The sequence below is a fragment of the Micromonospora sp. URMC 106 genome (assembly GCF_051386395.1).
In the GTDB taxonomy this organism is placed as follows: domain Bacteria; phylum Actinomycetota; class Actinomycetes; order Mycobacteriales; family Micromonosporaceae; genus Micromonospora.
Window position 1 is genome coordinate 22,161 of the sequence record NZ_JBPQTP010000055.1, and the last position, 20,400, is coordinate 42,560.

Consider the following 20,400-nt stretch of genomic DNA (forward strand, 5'->3'; position numbering starts at 1 on the left):
CCCGGTACGCGCCGGGCGGGGCCGGCATGGCCCCCGCTGCTGGCGGTGACGAGCGTCACTGTCGACTCGGCGTCACCGCCGTCGTGCGCGCTCGTTCCCCAGAGATGGGCAGCGGACCCACCATGTCCGGCGCCCCGCACCGCCGCACCGCCCGTGCCCCCTCACGAAGGCGACCGCCGTGCCCCTCGCGTACCCGTCCCGCGCCCGCCGTCCCGCCGTGCCGGAGGTCGTCGTCCTCGCCGCCGTCGCGCTGCTTCTGCTCGCCGGCGCGGCCGGTCGGGCGCCGACCCCGGCCGTGGTGGCGCTGGCGGGCGCCGCCGGCTCCGCGCTGGCCGGCACGCGCCTGTCCCGGCTGGCCGCCGGCCCGCCGCCCGTGCCGGCGCCCACCCGTTCCCGGGCGGCCCGCCGGCGCGCGGCGCCGCCCCGTCGCGTCGCCGTGCTGCTCGACGCCGCCGTGGTGGTGGCGGGACTGGCCGCCGCCGTCCTGCCGCTCGCCGGCCCGACCCGCCGGTCCGTCGTCGCGGTGGCGGGGCTGGCCGTCGCCGCCCCGCTCTTCGCCGCCGGCCTGCCCCCGTGGGCGCGGGCGCCGCGCCCCGCCGCCCGGGTCCGGCTGCGTCGTGCCCTCGACGCGACCGCCGCGGGCGTCGGGCTGGTCCTCACCGGTTGGCTGCTGCTGCCCCGCGACCGCCTCGACCCGCCGGCCCGGCTCGCGGCGGCGGTGGCCCTCGGCGGGCTCGCGGTCGGGGTGCTCGCCGCGCTGACCGGGCCGCACCGGCGGTCCGGCGCCGCCCGGTGCCGAGCCGGCGTCGCGCTCACCCTCCTCGGGCTGGTGGGGCTGGCCGCGCTTCCCGTCGGGACGCCGCCGGACCGGGCGGGGCTGCTGGCCGTACCTCCGCTGGTGGGCGGCGTGCTGCTGACCGCGGCGGGGGCGCGGCGGGCGGCCCGGCCGGAGCCCGACCCGCCCGGCCTGCCGACCCTGGTGTGGCCCCGGGCGGTGATCCCGGCCCTCGCGGCCGTGACGGCCACCGGCTGGCAGCTCCGTTCCGGCGGGCCGCCGGACCTCACCGCCGTGCTGCTCGCGCTCGCGGTGGCGCCGCCGCTCGTGCTCCGCGACCTGCTCCGGCCGGCCGACCCGTCCCCGGCCCCCGCCGACGCCGATCCGCGCCTCGTCGAGGCTCCCGCGACGACCCGGGCCGAGGGCCCGCCGGCCTGCGCCGAGGCGCCCCCGGTCCGGCACCGCTCGCCGGAGCCCGGCCGGTCCGGCGAGCCGGCGGACCGCGCCGGGCTGCTGCGGGCACTCGCCGCGCTGCGGACCGCGCCGTCACCCGGCGGCGCGCTGCTCGTCGTCGACCTGCACGGCCTCGGCGGTGCCGGCGACGGGGCCGGCGACGCCGCCGGGGAGAGCGTCCTGGCCGAGGTCGACCGTCGCGCCCGCGCCGTCGTCGGCCCCCGGGACCTGCTCGCCGACCTCACCGCCACCGGCTTCGCCGTGGTCACCGGAACCGGCCCGGTGCTGGCATACGCGCTGGGCACCCGGCTGCTCGCCGCCCTCACCCAGCCCTACCAGGTGCCGGACGGGGTGCTGCGGCTGCGGGCCAGCGTCGGGCTGGCGGAGGTCGCCGGCGCCGCGCCGGAGGACGTGCTGCGCCAGGCGGACCTGGCCCGGCGGCGCGCCGTCCAGCTCGGCCGGGACCGGGTCGAGTGGTACGACGCCTACCTGGAGGAGCAGCTCGTCCGCCGGCTGGACCTGGAGCGGGAGCTGCCCGGGGCGGTCGCCCGGGGCGAGCTGGACCTCGTCTACCAGCCGGTGCTCGACCTGGCCGACCGGCAGCCGGTCGGCACGGAGGCGTTGCTGCGCTGGCGCAGCCCGGTGCTCGGCACGGTGCTCCCGGCCGAGTTCCTGCCGGTGGCCGAGGACCTCGACGTCGTGGGCGAGCTGGGCTGCTGGGTGCTGGACCGGGCCTGCCGGCAGCTCGCCGCCTGGTCGCTGGGCAGCCGGCAACTGTGGATGGCGGTCAACGTCACCGTCCGGGAGTTGGCCGCGCCCGACTTCGTGCCCCGCGTGGCGGCCGTGCTGGAGGCGTACGGGGTGCCGCCGGACCGGCTGGTGGTGGAGGTGGCGGAGCCGAGGGTGGCGGCCGAGCTGTCGACCGTGGTGGCCCGGCTGGCCGGGCTCCGGTCGCTGGGCGTCCGCACTGCGCTGGACGACTTCCGGGCCGAGCACGCCTCGCTGGCGCAGCTCCGTCGCCTGCCGATAGACCTGCTCAAGGTCGGCCCCCAGCTCGTGGACCCGGCGGACCCGCGCCGCCCGCTGATCGACGTGGTGGTGAACGTGGGGGACCGGCTGGGCCTGGACATCGTCGCCGAGGAGCTGGAGTCGCCGGCCCTGGTCGAGGGCGCGCGGCGGGCCGGCTGCCGGTACGGGCAGGGCTTCGCGCTGGCCCGCCCGGCGACGGCGGAACGGGTGGAGGCGTACTTCGAGGAGTTCCCGTCAGCCTCGCGCTGACCGGCGCGGGCCGGGATCCTGAACCGGTTCACCTCTCCCGGGGCGGCGCGGTGCTGCCCCGCGGGGTGAGGTGCGCCGTCTCGTCCTGGATGCCGCCCGCCGGCCCGCCGCCGATCACCGCGAGCAACTGCCGGGCGGCGTGCGCGCCGTACGCCGGGATGTCCCGGCCGAGCGCGGTCAGCGGCGGGTGCACCAGCTGGCACAGCGGGGAGTCGTCCCACGCCACGATGGACAGGTCGCCCGGCACCGCGAGCCCCATCTCCTGGGCCACCGACAGGCCCGCTATCGCCATCACGTCGTTGTCGTAGATGACGGCGGTGGGACGGCCGGCGGAGCTGAGCAGTCGGCGGGTGGCCCGCGCGCCCTCCTCGCCGGTGTAGTCCGACGGCACGGTGACCGCGTCGGCCAGCCCGAGCCGCCGGCACACGCCGGCGAACGCCTCCGTGCGGATCTCGGTGTGCAGCAGGTCCGGCAGCCCGCCGACGCGGGCGATCCGGCGGTGGCCGAGGGCGACCAGGTACTCCACGGTCTCCACCAGGGCCGCCGCGTCGTCGGACCAGACGCTGGCCAGCCCGCCGGTGCCCCGGGGGCCGCCGATCACGACCGCGGGCAGCCCCAGCTCCTCCAGCGCCGGCACCCGCCGGTCGTCCGTGCGCAGGTCGCAGACGAGGACGCCGTCGACCCGCCGCTCGCCCCACCACCGGCGGTAGACCGCGATCTCCGCCTCCTGGTCGGCCACCATCTGGAGGGTGAGCGCGTACGACCGGGCGGAGAGTTCGGCCTCGACGCCACTGATCAGCTCCATGAAGAACGGCTCGATGCCGAGCGTGCGGGCCGGGCGGCACAGGGCCAGGCCCACCGCCTCGGCGGTGGAACCGGAGAGGGCGCGGGCGGCGCGGCTGGGGTTGAAGCCGATCTCCGCGGCGATGGCGAGGATCCGCTGCCGGGTGGCCTCGGAGACCCCGGGCTGGCCGTTCAGCGCGTAGGACACCGCGCCCTTGGACACCCCGGCACGTCGGGCGACGTCGGCGATCGTGGGCCGCTTCACCGGCGTACTCCTCCACTCTCCCGCCCGTTGGCGGGTTGCCTCGGCGCCGGGGTGACCGGCGGCGATCCACGCTACTGCACGCGCGGCCCCCGGCCGTGCCGGCGGCCGACCGTTCCCGGTCGGCGGCGGGCTTTCCCGGTTAAGCCTTGCGATCCCGGCCCCGCGTGGTCGGGTTCGGAGCTGCGCCGCAGTGTGTCAGGAAGCGCTCTACCACCCATGATCGCGCTCCCATGGCGGTCGAAGGTTACCGGATGGTTGCGGTGCTGACCGCCCGTTGACACTGCCGGGGTCGGCCCGTACGGTGGCGTCACTTATCCGGTTCAGTCAACGCTCCTCGATGTCAGGAGCGTTCCCATCTTGCGCGGAGGATGACATGGCACGGTCCTTGACGCACTGGGTCCGGGCGACCGCCGTCGGTGCGGTCAGCCTGGTCCTGGTGGCGGCGTGCAGCGGCAACAGCGGCGGTGGCGGCGGCTCGGAACCGGGCGGCCCCGTCACGCTGAAAATCAACTTCTGGGGCGACTTCGGCCTCGACGAGCTCAAGGCGAAGTACGAGGCCGCCCACCCGAACGTGAAGATCAGCCTGAACACCGGCGAGTACAACGCCCAGCACGAGGACCTGCAGAAGAAGCTCATCGCCGGCTCCGGCGCGCCGGACATCGCCGCCATCGACGAGGGCTTCGTCGTCCAGTTCCGCGGCCAGGCCGACAAGTTCGTCAACCTGCTCGACAAGGGCGCCGGCGCGTACGAGCAGAAGTACCTGCCGTGGAAGTGGAAGCAGACCCTCACGCCGGACGGCAAGACGCAGATCGGCCTCGGCACGGACGTGGGCGGCCTGGCCATGTGCTACCGCACCGACCTGTTCAAGGCCGCCGGGCTGCCCACCGAGCGCGACCAGGTCTCCGCGCTCTGGCCCACCTGGGACCGGTTCGTCCAGGTCGGCCAGCAGTACACCGCCAAGAGCGGGAAGAAGTTCATCGACTCCGGCACCAACATCTTCAACCCGGTCCTCGGCCAGCAGCCCGTCGGCTTCTACGACGAGAGCGACACGCTGAAGATGGACGGCGGCCCGAAGGTCGCGTTCGACGTGGCGGCCAAGATGATCACCGCCGACCTCTCGGCCAACCTGGCCGCGTTCTCGCCCGAGTGGAACAGCGGCTTCGTCAAGGGCAACTTCGCCGTGCTCGCCTGCCCGGCCTGGATGCAGGGGCACATCAAGAACACCGCCCCCGGCACCAGCGGCAGGTGGGACGTGGCCGCGATCCCCGGCGGCGGCGGCAACTGGGGCGGCTCGTTCCTGACCATCCCCAAGCAGGGCAAGAACGTCGACGAGGCGTACCGGTTCCTGGAGTGGCTGGTCCAGCCCGAGCAGCAGATCGAGATCTTCAAGAAGGTCGGCAACCTGCCCTCGCAGCCGGCGCTCTACCAGGACCCGGCGATCCGGGACTTCACGAACCCGTTCTTCAACAACGCCCCGGTGGGCCAGATCTTCTCCAGGACGGCCGAGAGCCTCACCCCGCAGTACCTGGGCAGGAAGAACGGCCCGACCCGGGTGGCGGTGGAGAACGTGCTCAACCGCCTGGCCACCGGCAACCTCAAGGGCAGGCCCGACCAGGCGTGGACCGAGGCGGTCAAGGAAGCCGAGAAGGCCGCCAAGTCCTGACCGCGCCGGCGAGCGGCCGGGGCGGGGTCGCGTCCCCGCCCCGGCTCGCCGACCGACCGACCCCCCTTCGGTCCCTGGAGGTCCCCCGATGTCCACCACCCGTGCCGCCCCCGCGGCGCCCCCGCCCGGTCGGCACGCCGGCGCGGCGGGCCGTGCCGCCGGCCGCCCGCCCGAGCCGCGCGGCTGGCGCGACCGGCTGTACCGCTTCGACGTGCGCTACGTCCCGTACCTGCTGATCGCCCCGTTCTTCCTGCTCTTCGCGGTCTTCGGGCTCTTCCCGATCGTCTTCAACGGCGTCGTCGCGCTGCGCCACTGGCGACTCGACGACCCGACGCTGACCGGCTGGGCCGGGCTGGAGAACTTCCGCCGCCTGTTCACCGACGACGACTTCTTCAACGCGCTCCAGAACACCTTCGGCATCTTCGTGCTCTCCACGGTGCCGCAGCTGCTGCTGGCGCTGATCGTCGCGTCGCTGCTGAACCGGAAGCTGCGGGCCCAGACCTGGTTCCGCGTCGGCGTGCTGCTGCCGTACATCACCCCGGTGACCGCCTCCACGCTGATCTTCTCGGTGGTCTTCGCGCGGGACACCGGCATCGCCAACTGGGCGCTGTCGCTGCTCGGCATCGGCGAGACCGAGCCGATCGACTGGCGGTCCGCCAAGTGGTCCTCCTGGATCGCCATCGCCACCATGGTCAACTGGAAGTGGATCGGCTACAACGCGCTGCTCTACCTGGCCGCCATGCAGTCCATCCCGCGCGACGTCTACGAGGCCGCCGCCGTCGACGGCGCCGGGCCGTGGCGCCAGCTCTGGCGGATCACCGTGCCGATGATCCGGCCGGTGGTCATCTTCACCGTCGTGCTCTCCACCATCGGCGGCCTGCAACTCTTCACCGAGCCGATGCTCTTCGACTCCAACCCGGCGTTGGGCCTCGGCGGCGACGACGGGCAGTGGCAGACCGTCGCGCAGCTCATCTACAAGGTCGGCTGGCGGGACCTGAACCTCGGCTACGCCGCCGCGATGTCCTGGGTGCTCTTCCTGATCATCCTGATCGTCGCGGCGGTCAACGCCCTGGTCACCAACCGCCTGGGCGGTGGGAAGCGGTGAGCGCGAGGAGCGGGCTTGCGAGCCCGGCGGTCGCGAACGGAAGGAGGGGCCCGGTGAGCGCGAGGAGCGAGCTTGCGAGCCCCGCAGTCGCGAACGAAAGGAGGGCCCGGTGAGCGTCCCGAATCCCCGGCGGGCGGCCCTGATGGGCCGGGCACCGCAGCACATGCCCGGCAGCGTCTGGACCTACCTGTTCCTGAGCGCGGTGATCGCGTTCTCGGCGTTCCCGCTCTACTGGATGTTCGTCATCGCCACGAACACCGACGAGGCGCTGGCGAAGATCCCGCCGCAGGTGCTGCCCGGCGGGCAACTGCTCACCAACCTGCGCGAGGTCTTCTCCATGCAGGACGTGTTCTTCCTCCAGTCCCTCGGCAACAGCGTGATCGTGTCGTCGGTGGTGACGGCGTCGGTGCTCTTCTTCTGCTCGCTGGCCGGCTTCGCCTTCGCCAAGCTGCGGTTCAGGGGGCGCAACGCGCTGATGGTGATGGTCATCCTGACCATGACGGTGCCGAACCAGCTCGGCGTCGTCGCGCTCTACATCCTGATGGGCCACATGCCGGGCGAGGGCGGCTGGAACGGCACCCTCCTCGCGGTGATCGTGCCCGGCCTGGTGAGCGCGTTCGGTGTCTTCTACATGCGCCAGTTCATCCTCGACGCGGTGCCCGACGAGCTGGTCGAGGCCGGGCGGATGGACGGCGCGAGCACCATGCGGATCTTCTGGAGCGTCGTGGTGCCGGCCGTCCGGCCCGCGATGGCGGTGCTCGGCCTGCTGACCTTCGTCGCCACCTGGAACGAGTTCCAGTGGCCGCTGATCACGCTCGGCGGCACCGACTACCCGACCTCGATGGTTGCGCTGTCCGACCTCGCCAGCGGCAACTACGTGCTGTACCGGCGGGTGCTGGCCGGCGCCCTGGTCGCCACCCTCCCACTATTGGTGATGCTCTTCATCGGCGGCCGTCAGATCGTCCGCGGAATCATGGAAGGTGCGGTGAAGTCGTGATCCGGCAAGCGTTGCACGAGGGCTGGACGCTGCGGGCGGTGCCCGGCCCGCAGGTCCCGGCGGGGATCGCCGACCGCGCGGTGCCGGCGACCGTCCCCGGCTGCGTGCACACCGACCTGCTCGCCGCCGGCCTGATCCCCGACCCCTACCTCGACGACAACGAGACGGGGCTGGCCTGGATCGGCCGGACCGACTGGGTCTACGAGACCACCTTCGACCACGAGCCGGGCGACGACGAGCGGATCGACCTGGTCTGCGCCGGCCTCGACACCGTCGCCACGCTCACCCTCAACGGCGTCGAGCTCGGCCGCACCGAGAACATGCACCGCGGCCACCGCTTCGACGTCCGGTCGCCGCTGGTCGCCGGGTCCAACACCCTGGTCGTACGCTTCGACTCCGCCTACCGCTACGCGCAGGCGCAGCGGGACCGGCTCGGGGACCGGCCGAACGCCTACCCGGAGCCGTTCCCGTTCATCCGCAAGATGGCCTGCAACTTCGGCTGGGACTGGGGGCCGACCCTGGTCACCGCCGGCATCTGGCAGGAGATCGGGCTGCACGCGTGGTCCACCGCCCGGCTGGCCGTCGTGCGTCCGCTGGTGACCGTCGCGGCCGGCGACGGCCGGGTAAGGGTGCACGTCGAGGTCGAGCGGGCCGGGGACGGGCCGCTCACCGTGCGGGCGACCGTCGCCGACGCGCGCGCCGAGGCGACGATCCCGGCCGGGCAGCGCACCGCCGTGCTGTCCCTCACCGTCCGCGACCCCGCGCTGTGGTGGCCACGGGGGTACGGCGCGCAGCCGCTCCACCCGCTGGAGGTGACCCTGTCCAGCGGGGACGGCCGGCCGCTGGACGCCTGGTCCCGACGGATCGGCTTCCGGTCCGTGCGCGTCGACACCACCCCCGACGCGCACGGCACGCCCTTCGCCCTGCGCGTCAACGAGACTCCCGTCTTCGTCCGGGGGATCAACTGGATCCCCGACGACGCGTTCCCGACCCGGATCACCCGGGACCGGCTGGCCCGGCGACTGGGCCAGGCCGCCGACGCGAACATCAACCTGCTGCGCGTGTGGGGCGGCGGCCGGTACGAGTCGGACGACTTCTACGACCTCGCCGACGAGCTGGGCCTGCTGGTGCAGCAGGACTTCCTCTTCGCGTGCGCCGCGTACCCCGAGGAGGAGCCGTTCCGCGCCGAGGTGGCCGCCGAGGCCGCCGAACAGGTGGTCCGGCTGGCACCGCACCCGTCGCTGGTGCTCTGGACCGGCAACAACGAGAACATCTGGGGCTGGCACGACTGGGACTGGCAGGAGCCCCTGGCCGGGCGCACCTGGGGGCGCGGCTACTACCTGGAGCTGCTGCCCCGCATCGTCGGCGAGCTGGACCCGACGCGGCCGTACTGGCCCGGCAGCCCCTGGTCGGGCAGCGAGGAGATCCACCCGAACGACCCGGCGCACGGCACCACGCACATCTGGGACGTCTGGAACACCGACGACTACACGAGGTACCGCGACTACGTGCCGCGCTTCGTCGCGGAGTTCGGCTACCAGGCGCCGCCCGCGTACGCCACGCTGCGCCGGGCGCTGTCGGACGACCCGCTGGCCCCCGACTCGCCCGGGATGGCGCACCACCAGAAGGCGACCGACGGGGACGCCAAGCTCCGGCGAGGGCTCGACGCGCACCTGCCGGCGCCGGCGGACTTCGACGACTGGCACTGGCTGACCCAGCTCAACCAGGCGCGGGCGATCCAGCTCGGGGTGGAGCACTTCCGCTCCCACCGCGACGTCTGCGCTGGCACCATCGTCTGGCAGCTCAACGACTGCTGGCCGGTGACCTCCTGGTCGGCCGTCGACGGCGACGGTCGCCGCAAGCCGCTGTGGTACGCGCTGCGCCGCGCGTACGCGGACCGGCTGCTCACGGTCCAGCCCCGGCGGGACGGCCTGGCCGTGGTCGCGGTCAACGACGGCCCGGTCCCGTGGCGGGCGGCAGTGTCGGTGACCCGGCTGGCCCTGACCGGGGAGCCGCGCGCGAAGACGACGCTGGAACTGGACGTCCCCGCGTACGGGAAGGTCGAGCTGGCGCTGCCGGCGGAGCTGGCGCGGCCGGCGGAGGCCCGGCGCGAGCTGCTGGTCGCGGAGGCGGGGGACACGGCGGAGCGGGCGCTCTGGTTCTTCGCCGAGGACCGCGACGTCGACTGGCCGGCGGCCGGGTACGACGCGGCGGTCGAGCCGGTCGACGGCGGGCGGCGGGTCCGGGTCACCGCCCGGACGGTCCTGCGCGACCTCGCCCTCTTCCCCGACCGGCTCGACCCGGCGGCCGAGGTCGACGAGGCGCTGGTCACCCTGCTGCCGGGGGAGTCGGTGACCTTCACGGTGCGCGCGGAGGCCCCGCTGGACCCGGCGGCGCTGACCGCCCGGCCGGTGCTGCGCTGCGTCAACGACCTCGCCGCCGGCTGACCGGCCGACCCTGCCCCGCCTCCCGCGGGGCAGGGTCCGCCGGCCGACCGCGACGACGGCGCCGGCCGCCTCCTCGGTCAGCCGGCGCCGCGCCGACCGGGCCCCGTACCGCGACAGCGGTGACAGGGCCCGGGACGACGGCGGGAACTGCGCGTGGCGGTCAGGCCCGGGCGGCGGCGAGCACCTGGCCGACCAGCTCGCCGGAGGTGCCCGAGCGCTGGTACTCCGGGCGGTGCAGCGTGCCACCCATCAGGGGCGCCGGGTTCCGGTGCACCGCCGGGCTGTCCGACGTGACCAGCGCCGCGAAGTGGTACTCCTCGGCCTTCGTCGCCTCGATGATCCGGGCGATGTTGCGCGGGGTGATGCCGCCGCCCGGCATGACCACGATCCGGCGCTGCGCCCGGCGGACCAGCTCGGCGATGAGCGGGGCCCCCTCCAGCACGCTCACCTCCTGGCCCGAGGTGAGCACCCGGTCCACCCCCAGCTCGATGAGCTGCTCCAGGGCCTGGAACGGGTCCCGGACCATGTCGAACGCCCGGTGGAAGGTGATGCTCGCGGTACCGGCCGCCTCGATCAGCTTCCGGGTGGTCGGCACGTCGACGTCGCCCTCGGCGGTCAGCGCCCCGACGACCACGCCGTGCGCCCCGGCGGCCACCGCCGCCTGCACGTCGCGCACCATGGCGTCGACCTCGGCCGGCGAGTAGATGAAGTCCCCCGCCCGCGGCCGGACGATGACGTGCACCCGGATCCGGTCGACGCTGCGCAGCGCCGTCTCGATGGTGCCGATGCTCGGCGTCAGCCCACCCTCGAAGAGCGCGGAGCAGAGCTCCACCCGGTCGGCGCCGGCCTCCTCGGCGGCGACCGCGCCCTCGACGCTGTCGATGCAGATCTCGAATGTCGTCATCAGTCTTCCCTCTCCGTGCGGGTCCGTCCCGCGGTCCAATCGATGGCGGCGGTGACGGCGCCGACCGGTTCGCCGCCGCCGAGCACCGGCACCCGGCGCAGCTCGCCGGCGCCCTCCACCGGCGCGCCGGCCGCCGCCAGGGCGCTGAGCGCGATGGCGGTGGTGGCCCGGGGGCTGCCGTCGATCACCTTCACGGCGACCGCGTACCCCTCGGGGGTCGCCACCCCGAGCACGCCCTCGGCGCCACCCTTGGCGAGCACGCCCGGCAGCGCCCGCATCAGGTCGGTGTTGGGGTGGCCGTGCCAGCCCCCGACGTGCTCGGGGTACCGGCGCATCGCCTCGGCCACCCGGGCCTCGGGGCTGCCGGGCTCCGCCCGCACCAGGGCCTGGAAGGCGCGGGCCAGGCCGGTGAGCGGCAGACCGAACAGCGGCGCGCCGCAGCCGTCCACGGCGACGGTGGCGACCGGGGTGCCGGCCAACCGGGCTACGGCGGCGGCGGTGTGCCGTTGCAGCGGATGCGCCGGGTCGAGGTAGTCGTGCGTGGACCAGGAGCGGGCGGCACAGGCGAGCAGCATCGCGGCGTGCTTGCCCGAGCAGTTCATCCGAATCCGCCGCCGTTGCTCGCCGGCGCGGATGAGCCGCTCCCGGGTGGGCTCGTCCTCGGGCCAGTCGGGAGGGCAGGCGAGCGCGTCCTCGCCCAGCCCGGCGGCGGTGAGCAGGTCGCGCACCACGGCCACGTGCCGGTCGTCGCCGGTGTGGCTGCCGGCCGCGATGGCCAGCGCGGCCCCGGTCAGCGCCCGGCCGGCCGGCGAGCCGGCGCCGGCCGCGTCCACGGCGGTCAGGCAGGCCAGCGCCTGCGCCGGCTTCAGGGTGGACCGCGGTAGCACGGGCTCGTCGGGCACGCCGGCGCGCAGCGCGACCGCGCCGGACGGGTCGAGCACCACGACGCTGCCGAGGTGTCGACTCTCCACGAAGCCGCTGCGCGTCACCCGCGCGAGTTCGGCGTACGGGACGGTGGTCACCGGGCGGTACCCCCTTGGGTGAGCAGTGGCGCCGCCGGGTCCGCGTCGGCCGACCGGCCGCGACCGGTGCGGCGACCGTTGCGGGCCTGCAGGACGCGGGCGACCTTCGACAGCGAGGCGTTGACCACCAGGTAGATCAGCGCCACCACGAGGAACGTCTGGATCAGCAGGTTGGTGTACGAGGAGAGCACCTGACCGCTGTAGAGCAGCTCGGTGTAGCTCACCACGAAGCCGAGCGAGGTGTCCTTGAGCAGGCCGACGAGCTGGCTGACCAGGGACGGGGCGAGCTGGAGCAGGGCCTGGGGCAGCACCACCAGCCGCATGACCTGGCCGCGCCGCAGGCCGACCGCCAGGCCGGCCTCCGTCTGCCCCCGGTCCAGCGCCTTGATGCCGGCCCGGAAGATCTCGGCGAAGGCCGCCGAGTTGGAGACCACCAGCGGCACCACGAGCTTCCAGAACAGCGGGAAGTTCAGGCCGTACTGGGGGAGCGCGAAGAGCGTCACGTAGATCAGCAGCAGCGCGGGCACGGTCCGGAAGACCTCCACGTACGCGCCGGCCAACCAGCGTACGGGCCGGCGCGCCGAGAGCCGGCCGAGCGCGAGCAGCAGCCCGAGCGCGGCGCTGAGCACGGCGGTCGCGGCGGCGGCGCGCAGCGTCGCCCAGAGGCCGTCGAGCAGGTAGCGCCAGATCGGCCAGGTGGTGAAGGGCTGCCACCGGTCGGCGGCCAGCTCGCCGTAGCTGGCGAAGCGGTGGACCGCCCAGACGAGTCCGCCGACCACGGCGAGCGTGCCGAGCACGGTGGCGATCCGGATCCGCCGCTTCGCGCGGGGACCGGGCTCGTCGAAGAGGATCTGCTGGGTCGGGTTCATCGGACGATCGCCAGCCTTCGTTCCAGCGTGCCGGTGACCCGGCCGATCAGCAGCGCGAGCAGCATGTAGGCGAGGCCGGCGCCGGTGAAGACGGTGATCGGCTGCGCCTCGACGAGGTTGACGTTGTTGGCGGCCTGGGTCAGCTCGACCACGCCGACGGCGGCGGCCAGCGAGGTGTTCATCAGCAACGCGATGCAGATGTTGCCCATCGGCTGGATCACCGCGCGCAGTCCCTGCGGCAGGATGACGTACCGCAGGGACTGGCTGAAGGTGAGCCCGATGGCGCGCGCCGCCTCGGCCTGCCCCACGCCCACCGTGTTGATCCCGGCCCGGATCGCCTCGGCCAGGTACGCCCCCTCGTAGGCGGCGATCACGATGGCCGCCGAGGTGAACAGCGGGAACGAGATGCCGATCGTCGGCAGCGCGAAGACGAAGAGCACCAGCAGGGCCAGCAGCGGCAGGTTCTGCAGCACCTCGACGTAGACGGTGCCGACGGTACGCAGCAGCGGTACCGGGCAGATCCGCAACGTCGCCACGACGATGCCCAGCAGCATCGCGCCGAGGGTGGTCACGACGGTCAACTGGACCGTCGTGACCAGCCCGTGCCCGAGTGCGCCGAGGTGAGCGGTGAGGGCGTCCATGTCGGGGAGGGATCCTCAGGAGCCTTCGACGGAACCGATCGCCGGCGGCGTCGGCGCGTCGCCCTCCACCACCGAGCCGAGGGTGCTCTTCCAGACCTTGCCCCAGGTGCCGTCGGCCTGGATCTTCCTGAGCCAGTTGTTGACGAACTCCTTGAACTGGGCGTCCTCGCGGTTGAGCCCGATGCCGTACGCCTCCGTGGTGAACGGCTCGCCGACGACCTTCATGCCCGGGTTGGCCTTGGCGCCCGAGGCGAGCAGGGTGAAGTCCTGCACGTACGCGTCACCGCGGTTCTGCAGCAGCGCCTGCACCGCCTGGGGGTCGGTGGCGAAGGCGACCTGCTTCGAGCCGGGGGCGGCGGTGGGCAGCGCGGTGACCGCCGGGGTGTTCGCGCCCACGATGACGGTCTTGCCGGCCAGGTCCTTGACGCTCTTGATGCCCGTCTCGTCCTTGCGGACCGCGACGGCGAGGCCGGAGGTCAGGTAGGGCCCGGCGAAGGCGACCTGGGTGGCCCGCTGCGGGGTGATGGTGTACGTCTGGAAGACCGCGTCGACCGACTTCGCCTGGAGCATCGCCTCCCGGGTCTGGGTGCCGATGGTCACCGTCTTCACCTCGGGCTTGCCGATGATGTACTTGGCGAGCAGCTTGGCCATGTCGGCGTCGAAGCCCTCGATCTGGCCGCTGACCGGGTTCTGCTGGGACAGCAGCGGGGCGTCCAGCGACCCGCCGACGGTCAGGTATCCGCGCTTGCGGATCGCGTCCATGGTGGAGCCGGCCGGGATCTCGGCGTCGGAGGCGACCGGGGCGGCGTCGTACACCGACTGGTCGACCTTCTCCCCGCCGGCCTTGCCGGGCAGGGGCGTGGAGCCGCCGTCGCCGCAGCCCGCGGCGGCCAGCGCGACGGCCACGGCGGCGGCCATCGTCACCGCGCCGCGCCGTGTGAGGTTCTTGTGCCACATCGACATGTCACCCTCCTCGGGGGATCAGTGCTGGAGGATCTTGGAAAGGAAGTCGCGCGCCCGGTCCGTGCGGGGGGCGGCGAAGAACTCGTCGGGGGTGCCGGACTCGACGATCCGGCCGTCGTCCATGAAGACGACCCGGTCGGCGGCGCGGCGGGCGAAGCCCATCTCGTGGGTGACGACGACCATGGTCATCCCCTCGGCGGCCAGGGAGACCATCACGTCCAGCACCTCGTTGACCATCTCCGGGTCCAGGGCGGAGGTTGGCTCGTCGAAGAGCAGCACCTTCGGCCGCATGGCGAGGGCGCGGGCGATGGCCGCCCGCTGCTGCTGGCCGCCGGAGAGCTGCGCCGGGAAGCGGTCGGCCTTGTCGGCGATGCCGACCCGGTCCAGCAGGGCCAACGCCTGGTCGCGAGCCTCGGCCTTCGGCACGCGGCGGACCCGGATCGGGCCGAGCGTGACGTTGTCCAGGATCGTGCGGTGGCCGAACAGGTTGAACGACTGGAAGACCATGCCGACGTCGGCGCGCAGCCGGGCGAGTGCGCGGCCCTCGGCGGGCAGCGGCTCACCGTCGATCTCGATGCTGCCGGCCCCGGCGATCTCCAGCCGGTTGAGGCAGCGGCAGAGGGTCGACTTGCCGGAGCCGGACGGCCCGACCACGACCACCACCTCGCCGGCGGCCACGGTCAGGTCGATGTCCTTGAGGACGTGCAGCGGGCCGAACCACTTCTGCAGGCCGCGGACGGCCACCATCGGCCGGCCCGGGCGCGTCGGCCCGGTCCGTCCCGCGAGGTCGGGTGCCGTCGGTGTCACAGCTCGCCCCACTTTCTACGATGATCGAACAAAGATTTGCATCAGCCGAACCAACGCGGCTCATCTAATGCGAGACACCGAACCAAGTCAACTGGTTGCCGGAAGGAAGTTCGGATGCTAAGAACCTCGCGTGACGATTGACGACGCCCCGCGTGACGGCCTCCGCGGTGGCCCACGCGATCTGCTCCGACTGGTGGCCAGCGGAGCGGCGGTCAGTCGTGCGGATCTCGCCCGGCTCTCCGGGCTCTCCCCGTCGACGGTCTCCCAGCGGGTCGAGGCTCTGATCAGCGAGGGACTGCTCCAGGAGACGGGCGCCGGCAAGTCACGGGGCGGGCGACGACCCCGCCAGCTCGCGGTGCCCACCGGTGGCGCGCTGATCGGCGCGATCGACCTCGGCGCGCACCACGCGCGCATCGCCACCCTCGACCTGTCCGCGCGGGTGCTCCAGGTCCGGGACCGGCCGGTCCGCATCGAGGACGGCCCGGAGGCCGTGCTCGGCGCCCTGCTCGACGACGTCGCCGCGCTGGTGCCGGCCGGCGACGGCGCGGTGCCCGGCCAGCGCGGCGCCGCTCGGGGCGTGGACGCCCTGCGCGGCATCGGCATCGGCATCCCCGGGCCCGTGCAGTACGGCACCGGCCGGATCGTCAGCCCCTCCCGGATGCCCGGCTGGAACGGCTTCGACGTCGCCGCCTTCTGTGCACAGCGGACGGACGTGCCGGTCGTCGTGGACAACGACGCGAACCTGATGGCGCTCGGCGCGCACCGGGCCTCGCACGCCGCCCTGGACCACGCGGTCTACGTCAAGGCCGGCACCGGCATCGGCGCCGGGGTCATCTCCGGCGGCCGGCTGCACCGGGGTGCCCAGGGCTCCGCCGGGGACATCAGCCACTGCCGGGTGCTGGCCGAGCCCGCGCCGCTGTGCAGCTGCGGCAACACCGGCTGCCTGGAGGCGGTGGCCAGCGGCGCGGCCCTGGTCGCCGCGCTGCGGGAACAGGGCGTCGGGGTCGACGACCTGACCGGCGTGATGCGGTTGATCGACGACGGCGACCGGCACGCCACGGCGCTGGCCCGCCGGGCCGGCCGGTCGATCGGCGAGATCCTCGCCGTCGTGGTCAACTTCTTCAACCCGCAGGTGGTCGCGATCGGCGGCCGGCTCGCCGAGTGCGAGCCGCTGCTGGCCAGCATGCGCGCCACCCTCTACGAGCGCTGCCTGCCCCTGGCCACCCAGGCCCTGCTGATCGAGCGGGTGGACGCCGGCCCGGACGTCGGCGTCACGGGCGCGGCGCACCTGGTCGTCGACCGGGTCGTAGACCCGGCCTGACCCGTCGCGTTCCCGGCGGGCCGGGAACGCCCGTCAGTCGGGGACCCGGCGGTAGGCGCCGTCGCTGGCCGAGGTCGCCATCGAGGCGTACGCGCGCAGCGCCGCGGACACCGGCCGCTGCCGGTCCGCCGGCGTGTACGGCTTGTCGCGCTTCTCCTCGGCGACCCGGCGGGCCTGGAGCACGTCCTCGGGCACGTTCAGCTCGACCGAGCGGCCCGGGATGTCGATGACGATCTCGTCGCCCTCGCGGACCAGGGCGATCAGCCCGCCGGAGGCGGCCTCGGGGGAGACGTGCCCGATGGAGAGCCCGGAGGTGCCGCCGGAGAAGCGCCCGTCGGTGAGCAGCGCGCAGGCCCGGCCCAGCCCCCGGCCCTTGAGGAAGGAGGTGGGGTAGAGCATCTCCTGCATGCCGGGGCCGCCCTTCGGCCCCTCGTACCGGATCACCACCACGTCGCCGGCGACGACCCGCTTGTTGAGGATCGCCTCGACCGCCGCGTCCTGGGACTCGTAGACCTTGGCCGGGCCGCGGAACGTCAGGCACTCCTCGGGCACCCCGGCGGTCTTCACCACGCAGCCGTCCGGGGCGAGGTTGCCGTGCAGGATGGCCAGCCCGCCGTCGGCCGAGTACGCGTGCGCGCGGTCCCGGACGCAGCCGCCGGCCGCGTCGGTGTCCAGCGACGACCAGCGGTTGGCGGTGGAGAACGGCTCCGTGGTGCGCACCCCGCCCGGGGCGGCGTGGAACAGCTCGACCGCCTCCGGCGTCGCCGAGCCACCCCGGACGTCCCAGTCGGCCAGCCAGCGCTCCAGGCTGGGGGAGTGCACCGCGTGCACGTCCCGGTTGAGCAGGCCGGCGCGGTCCAGCTCGCCGAGGATCGCCGGGATGCCGCCGGCCCGGTGCACGTCCTCCATGTGGTACTGCGGGGAGTTCGGCGCGACCTTGGCCAGGCAGGGCACCCGGCGGGAGATCTCGTCGATGTCGGCGACGTGGAAGTCCAGCTCGGCCTCGCGGGCGGCGGCGAGCAGGTGCAGGATCGTGTTCGTCGAGCCGCCCATCGCCACGTCCAGGGCGACCGCGTTCTCGAACGCGGCCCGGTTGGCGATCGCGCGGGGCAGCACGGAGGCGTCGTCGCCGTCGTACCACCGCTTGGCGATCTCCACGACGGTGCGGCCGGCCTCGACGAAGAGCGACCGACGCGCGGCGTGGGTGGCCAGCGTCGAGCCGTTGCCCGGCAGCGCCAGCCCGATCGCCTCGGTGAGACAGTTCATCGAGTTGGCGGTGAACATGCCCGAGCAGGAACCGCAGGTCGGGCAGGCGGAACGCTCGATCTCGCCGAGCTGGGCGTCGGTGACCGCCTCGTTGGAAGAGGCGATCATGGCGTCGACCAGATCGATCTTGGAATGCACGACGCCCTCGATCGCCACCGTCTTGCCGGCCTCCATCGGCCCGCCGGAGACGAAGACGGTCGGGATGTTCAGCCGCAGCGCGGCCAGCAGCATCCCGGGGGTGATCTTGTCGCAGTTCGAGATGCAGACCAGGGCGTCCGCGCAGTGCGCGTTGACCATGTACTCCACGGCGTCGGCGATCAGCTCGCGGCTGGGCAGCGAGTAGAGCATCCCGCCGTGGCCCATCGCGATGCCGTCGTCCACGGCGATCGTGTTGAACTCGCGGCCCACCCCGCCGGCCTCGGCCACCGCCTCGGCGACCAGGCCGCCGAGGTCCTTGAGGTGCACGTGACCGGGTACGAACTGGGTGAAGCTGTTGGCGATGGCGACGATCGGCTTGCCGAAGTCGTCGTCGGTCATCCCGGTGGCCCGCCAGAGGGCCCGGGCGCCGGCCATCGTCCGACCGTGCGTGGAGGTCTTCGACCGCAGCTCAGGCATGCCTACCAGTGTGGCACCGCCGCCGGGGCACCCGTCGGGCGTGCGTGCCGTGTCCCAACAGATGCACACCCGGTCCCCCACGGGGAGCCCTCATCCGGCACAGTTGAGGACGTGCATCTCCCCCCGGGCATGGTCGCGGCAGCGGTGCTGTGCGGGCTGGTCGCGGCGGCGGCCACCGCGCTGTCGGCCGTCGACGCCCGGCGGCGGTCCGGGCCGCACCGGCGGGCGCACGCGCTGCTCGCCCTGGCGTCCGCGGTCGGGCTCGCCAGCCTGCTGGTCGGGGTCGCCGTGGCGCTCGCCGTGGCCGGGCACGGGGCGCACGGGCCGGGCCGGAGCACGGGCTGGGCCACCGTCGTCGGGGTCGGCACGGCGGTCAGCGGTCTGCTCTTCGCCGCCGGGCTGCTCCGGCTCCCCGGCGTGGCCGCGTCGGCGGCGGCCACGGTCCGACTGGCGCTCGACGGGCTGGTGATGGCCGCCGCGTTCTGGTTCGTCGGCTGGGTGCTGTTCTCCGAGCCCACCCGGCTGCTCGGCGACGCCACCCCGATGGCCTGCCCGCCGATCCTGCTGGCCACGGTCAGCGCGGCCCTGACCGCCGGGATCGCCCTCATCGTGGCGTTCCGCGCCGCACCGCCGCGCCGGCTCCTCGCCGGCCTCGGCGCCGGGGCCACCGCGGTGACCGGCGGCGGGCTCGGCGTCGCCACCGGCCTCTGCCAGGCCGGGCCGGGCGTCGCGCTGGCCGGGGCGGGGGCGCTCGCCGCCGGCCTGTTCGTCGCCGCCCTGACCGCCCGGGGGGTCGGCCCGACCGGCCAGACCGACCTCGACCTGATCCGCCGTGACGGCGACCACGCGTTCGTCCCGATGTTCGCGATGGCCGCCTCGGCGATGTACCACCTCCTCCAGGACGGCCGGTTCGACGCGCTCGGCATCGTCGCCGGCAGCGTGGAGGGCTTCGCCCTGGTGGCCCGGCAGTACCTGACGCTGCACGACGTGCGCGGCTACGCCCGGCGGCTCGCCGAGCGCGAGGCGCACTTCCGCGAGCTGGCGCACACCGACCCGCTGACCGGCCTGGCCAACCGGCGCGGCCTGCTGCGGGCGCTGCACCGCTGCGCCGGGGCCGGCACGCCCTGCGTGCTGCTCGGCCTCGACCTCGACGGCTTCAAGAACGTCAACGACATGCGCGGGCACGACGTCGGTGACGCGGTGCTGGCCGAGGTGGGCCGGCGGCTGCGCGCCAACCTGCGCCCGGGCGACGTGGCGGCCCGGCTCGGCGGCGACGAGTTCGCGGTGCTGATGCACGGGCGCCCGGCCGACGCCGACCGGGTCGCCGAGCGGCTGCTCGGGGTGCTCGGCCGCGCCTACGACCAGCCCGAGGGGGCGGTCTTCCTGTCCGTGAGCATCGGGCTGGCCGGGTGGGCCGGCGAGCCCGACGTCGAGCTGCTGCTGCGCCACGCCGACCTGGCGCTGCGCTACGCCAAGCAGCGCGGCAAGAACCGGATCGAGCGCTACGACGCCGCGTACGACCAGCTGCTGCGCCGCCGCACCACCCTCGAACACGAGCTGCGCGGGGCGATCGAGCGCGACGAGCTGCGCCTGGCCTTCCAGCCGGTGGCCTCCCTGCCGTCGGTGCGCCCGGTCGGCGCGGAGGCGCTGCTGCGCTGGCGCCACCCGGCGCTGGGCAACGTCCGCCCGGACGAGTTCATCCCGCTCGCCGAGGAGTGCGGGATGATCGCCAAGCTGGGCGCCTGGGTGCTGCACCAGGCCTGCTACCAGCTCTCCCGCTGGCTGGCCGACGGCCACGACGTCTGGGTCTCGGTCAACGTCTCGCCGCGCGAGCTGCACGCCCCGGAGTACGTGGTCCAGGTCGCCGAGGCGCTGCGCGCCCACCACGTGCCGCCGCAGCGGCTGGTGCTCGAGGTGACCGAGCACGCCGTGGCGACGGACCTGGACGAGCTGATCCGGCGGCTGACCGCGCTGCGGCTGACCGGCGTCCGGATCGCGCTGGACGACTTCGGCGCGGGCTACTCCTCCCTCGGGCAGCTGCGACGCCTGCCGATCGACATCCTCAAGATCGACCACAGCCTGGTCGCCGAGCACGAGCCGGTGCGGCCGGTGGGCCGCGACGGCCCGGCCTTCGCGCCGATGGTCGACATCGTCATGCGGCTCGGCCACCAGCTCGGCCTGGAGGTCATCGCCGAGGGGGTGACCACGCCCACGGAGCTGGCCGCC

15 protein-coding genes are annotated in these 20,400 nt (G+C 74.1%); 7 read left to right on the forward strand and 8 right to left on the reverse strand.

What is annotated here, in order from left to right; translation table 11 throughout:
* The first annotated feature begins 178 nt into the window (after nt 1-178).
* Nucleotides 179-2,506: an EAL domain-containing protein gene (locus tag ACSNOB_RS18140; protein ID WP_436687732.1), complete on the forward strand. Its 2,328-nt coding sequence runs from the start codon at nt 179-181 to the stop codon at nt 2,504-2,506.
* A 28-nt stretch (nt 2,507-2,534) separates the two neighbouring features.
* Here ACSNOB_RS18140 and ACSNOB_RS18145 read toward each other — a convergent pair whose 3' ends face one another.
* Nucleotides 2,535-3,554, reverse strand: a complete 1,020-nt coding sequence (locus tag ACSNOB_RS18145) for a LacI family DNA-binding transcriptional regulator (RefSeq protein ID WP_436687733.1) — start codon at nt 3,552-3,554, stop codon at nt 2,535-2,537.
* 373 nt (nt 3,555-3,927) lie between these two features.
* Here ACSNOB_RS18145 and ACSNOB_RS18150 point away from each other — a divergent pair, with 373 nt between their 5' ends.
* From ACSNOB_RS18150 to ACSNOB_RS18165, 4 genes are all read left to right on the forward strand, one after another.
* Nucleotides 3,928-5,217, forward strand: coding sequence for an ABC transporter substrate-binding protein (locus tag ACSNOB_RS18150; protein WP_436687734.1), 1,290 nt, complete (start codon nt 3,928-3,930; stop codon nt 5,215-5,217).
* Nucleotides 5,218-5,305: 88 nt separating this feature from the next.
* Entirely contained in the window at nt 5,306-6,322 is a 1,017-nt protein-coding gene (locus ACSNOB_RS18155; protein WP_436687735.1) for a carbohydrate ABC transporter permease, read from the forward strand.
* A gap of 142 nt (nt 6,323-6,464) precedes the next feature.
* Complete coding sequence (locus ACSNOB_RS18160; protein WP_436687743.1) at nt 6,465-7,319, forward strand: carbohydrate ABC transporter permease; 855 nt, start codon at nt 6,465-6,467, stop codon at nt 7,317-7,319.
* Nucleotides 7,316-9,766 carry a glycoside hydrolase family 2 protein gene (locus ACSNOB_RS18165; RefSeq protein WP_436687736.1) on the forward strand — a complete coding sequence of 817 codons (2,451 nt, stop codon included), beginning with the start codon at nt 7,316-7,318 and terminating at the stop codon, nt 9,764-9,766. Before ACSNOB_RS18160 ends, ACSNOB_RS18165 begins: the two co-directional genes overlap by 4 nt.
* 160 nt (nt 9,767-9,926) lie before the next feature.
* Here ACSNOB_RS18165 and ACSNOB_RS18170 read toward each other — a convergent pair whose 3' ends face one another.
* Genes ACSNOB_RS18170 through ACSNOB_RS18195 form a run of 6 tightly spaced genes read right to left on the reverse strand, consistent with a single transcriptional unit; the run spans nt 9,927 to nt 14,912 of the window.
* Nucleotides 9,927-10,670, reverse strand: coding sequence for a copper homeostasis protein CutC (locus ACSNOB_RS18170; protein ID WP_436687737.1), 744 nt, complete (start codon nt 10,668-10,670; stop codon nt 9,927-9,929).
* Nucleotides 10,670-11,692, reverse strand: a complete 1,023-nt coding sequence (locus tag ACSNOB_RS18175; protein WP_436687738.1) for an asparaginase — start codon at nt 11,690-11,692, stop codon at nt 10,670-10,672. Before ACSNOB_RS18175 ends, ACSNOB_RS18170 begins: the two co-directional genes overlap by 1 nt.
* Nucleotides 11,689-12,561 (reverse strand): amino acid ABC transporter permease, encoded by an 873-nt coding sequence (locus ACSNOB_RS18180; RefSeq protein ID WP_436687739.1) that lies wholly within the window; start codon nt 12,559-12,561, stop codon nt 11,689-11,691. Before ACSNOB_RS18180 ends, ACSNOB_RS18175 begins: the two co-directional genes overlap by 4 nt.
* A complete protein-coding gene (locus ACSNOB_RS18185; RefSeq protein WP_393105139.1) occupies nt 12,558-13,202 on the reverse strand; it encodes an amino acid ABC transporter permease in 645 nt (214 codons plus the stop codon). The genes ACSNOB_RS18180 and ACSNOB_RS18185 overlap by 4 nt, the downstream gene beginning before the upstream one ends.
* A gap of 15 nt (nt 13,203-13,217) precedes the next feature.
* Nucleotides 13,218-14,165, reverse strand: coding sequence for a glutamate ABC transporter substrate-binding protein (locus tag ACSNOB_RS18190; RefSeq protein ID WP_436687740.1), 948 nt, complete (start codon nt 14,163-14,165; stop codon nt 13,218-13,220).
* 18 nt (nt 14,166-14,183) lie between these two features.
* On the reverse strand, nt 14,184-14,912 hold the full coding sequence (locus ACSNOB_RS18195; RefSeq protein WP_436687741.1) for an amino acid ABC transporter ATP-binding protein: 729 nt from the start codon (nt 14,910-14,912) through the stop codon (nt 14,184-14,186).
* Nucleotides 14,913-15,102: 190 nt separating this feature from the next.
* On the opposite strand from ACSNOB_RS18195, the gene ACSNOB_RS18200 reads away from it, so the two are divergent.
* Entirely contained in the window at nt 15,103-16,293 is a 1,191-nt protein-coding gene (locus ACSNOB_RS18200; RefSeq protein WP_393105134.1) for an ROK family transcriptional regulator, read from the forward strand.
* 33 nt (nt 16,294-16,326) lie between these two features.
* On the opposite strand, the gene ilvD is transcribed toward ACSNOB_RS18200, so the two are convergent.
* Nucleotides 16,327-18,174, reverse strand: coding sequence for a dihydroxy-acid dehydratase (ilvD, locus tag ACSNOB_RS18205; RefSeq protein ID WP_436687742.1), 1,848 nt, complete (start codon nt 18,172-18,174; stop codon nt 16,327-16,329).
* A 129-nt stretch (nt 18,175-18,303) separates the two neighbouring features.
* On the opposite strand from ilvD, the gene ACSNOB_RS18210 reads away from it, so the two are divergent.
* Nucleotides 18,304-20,400 (forward strand): putative bifunctional diguanylate cyclase/phosphodiesterase (locus ACSNOB_RS18210; RefSeq protein WP_436687744.1); only part of this gene is annotated, 2,097 nt, incomplete at its 3' end.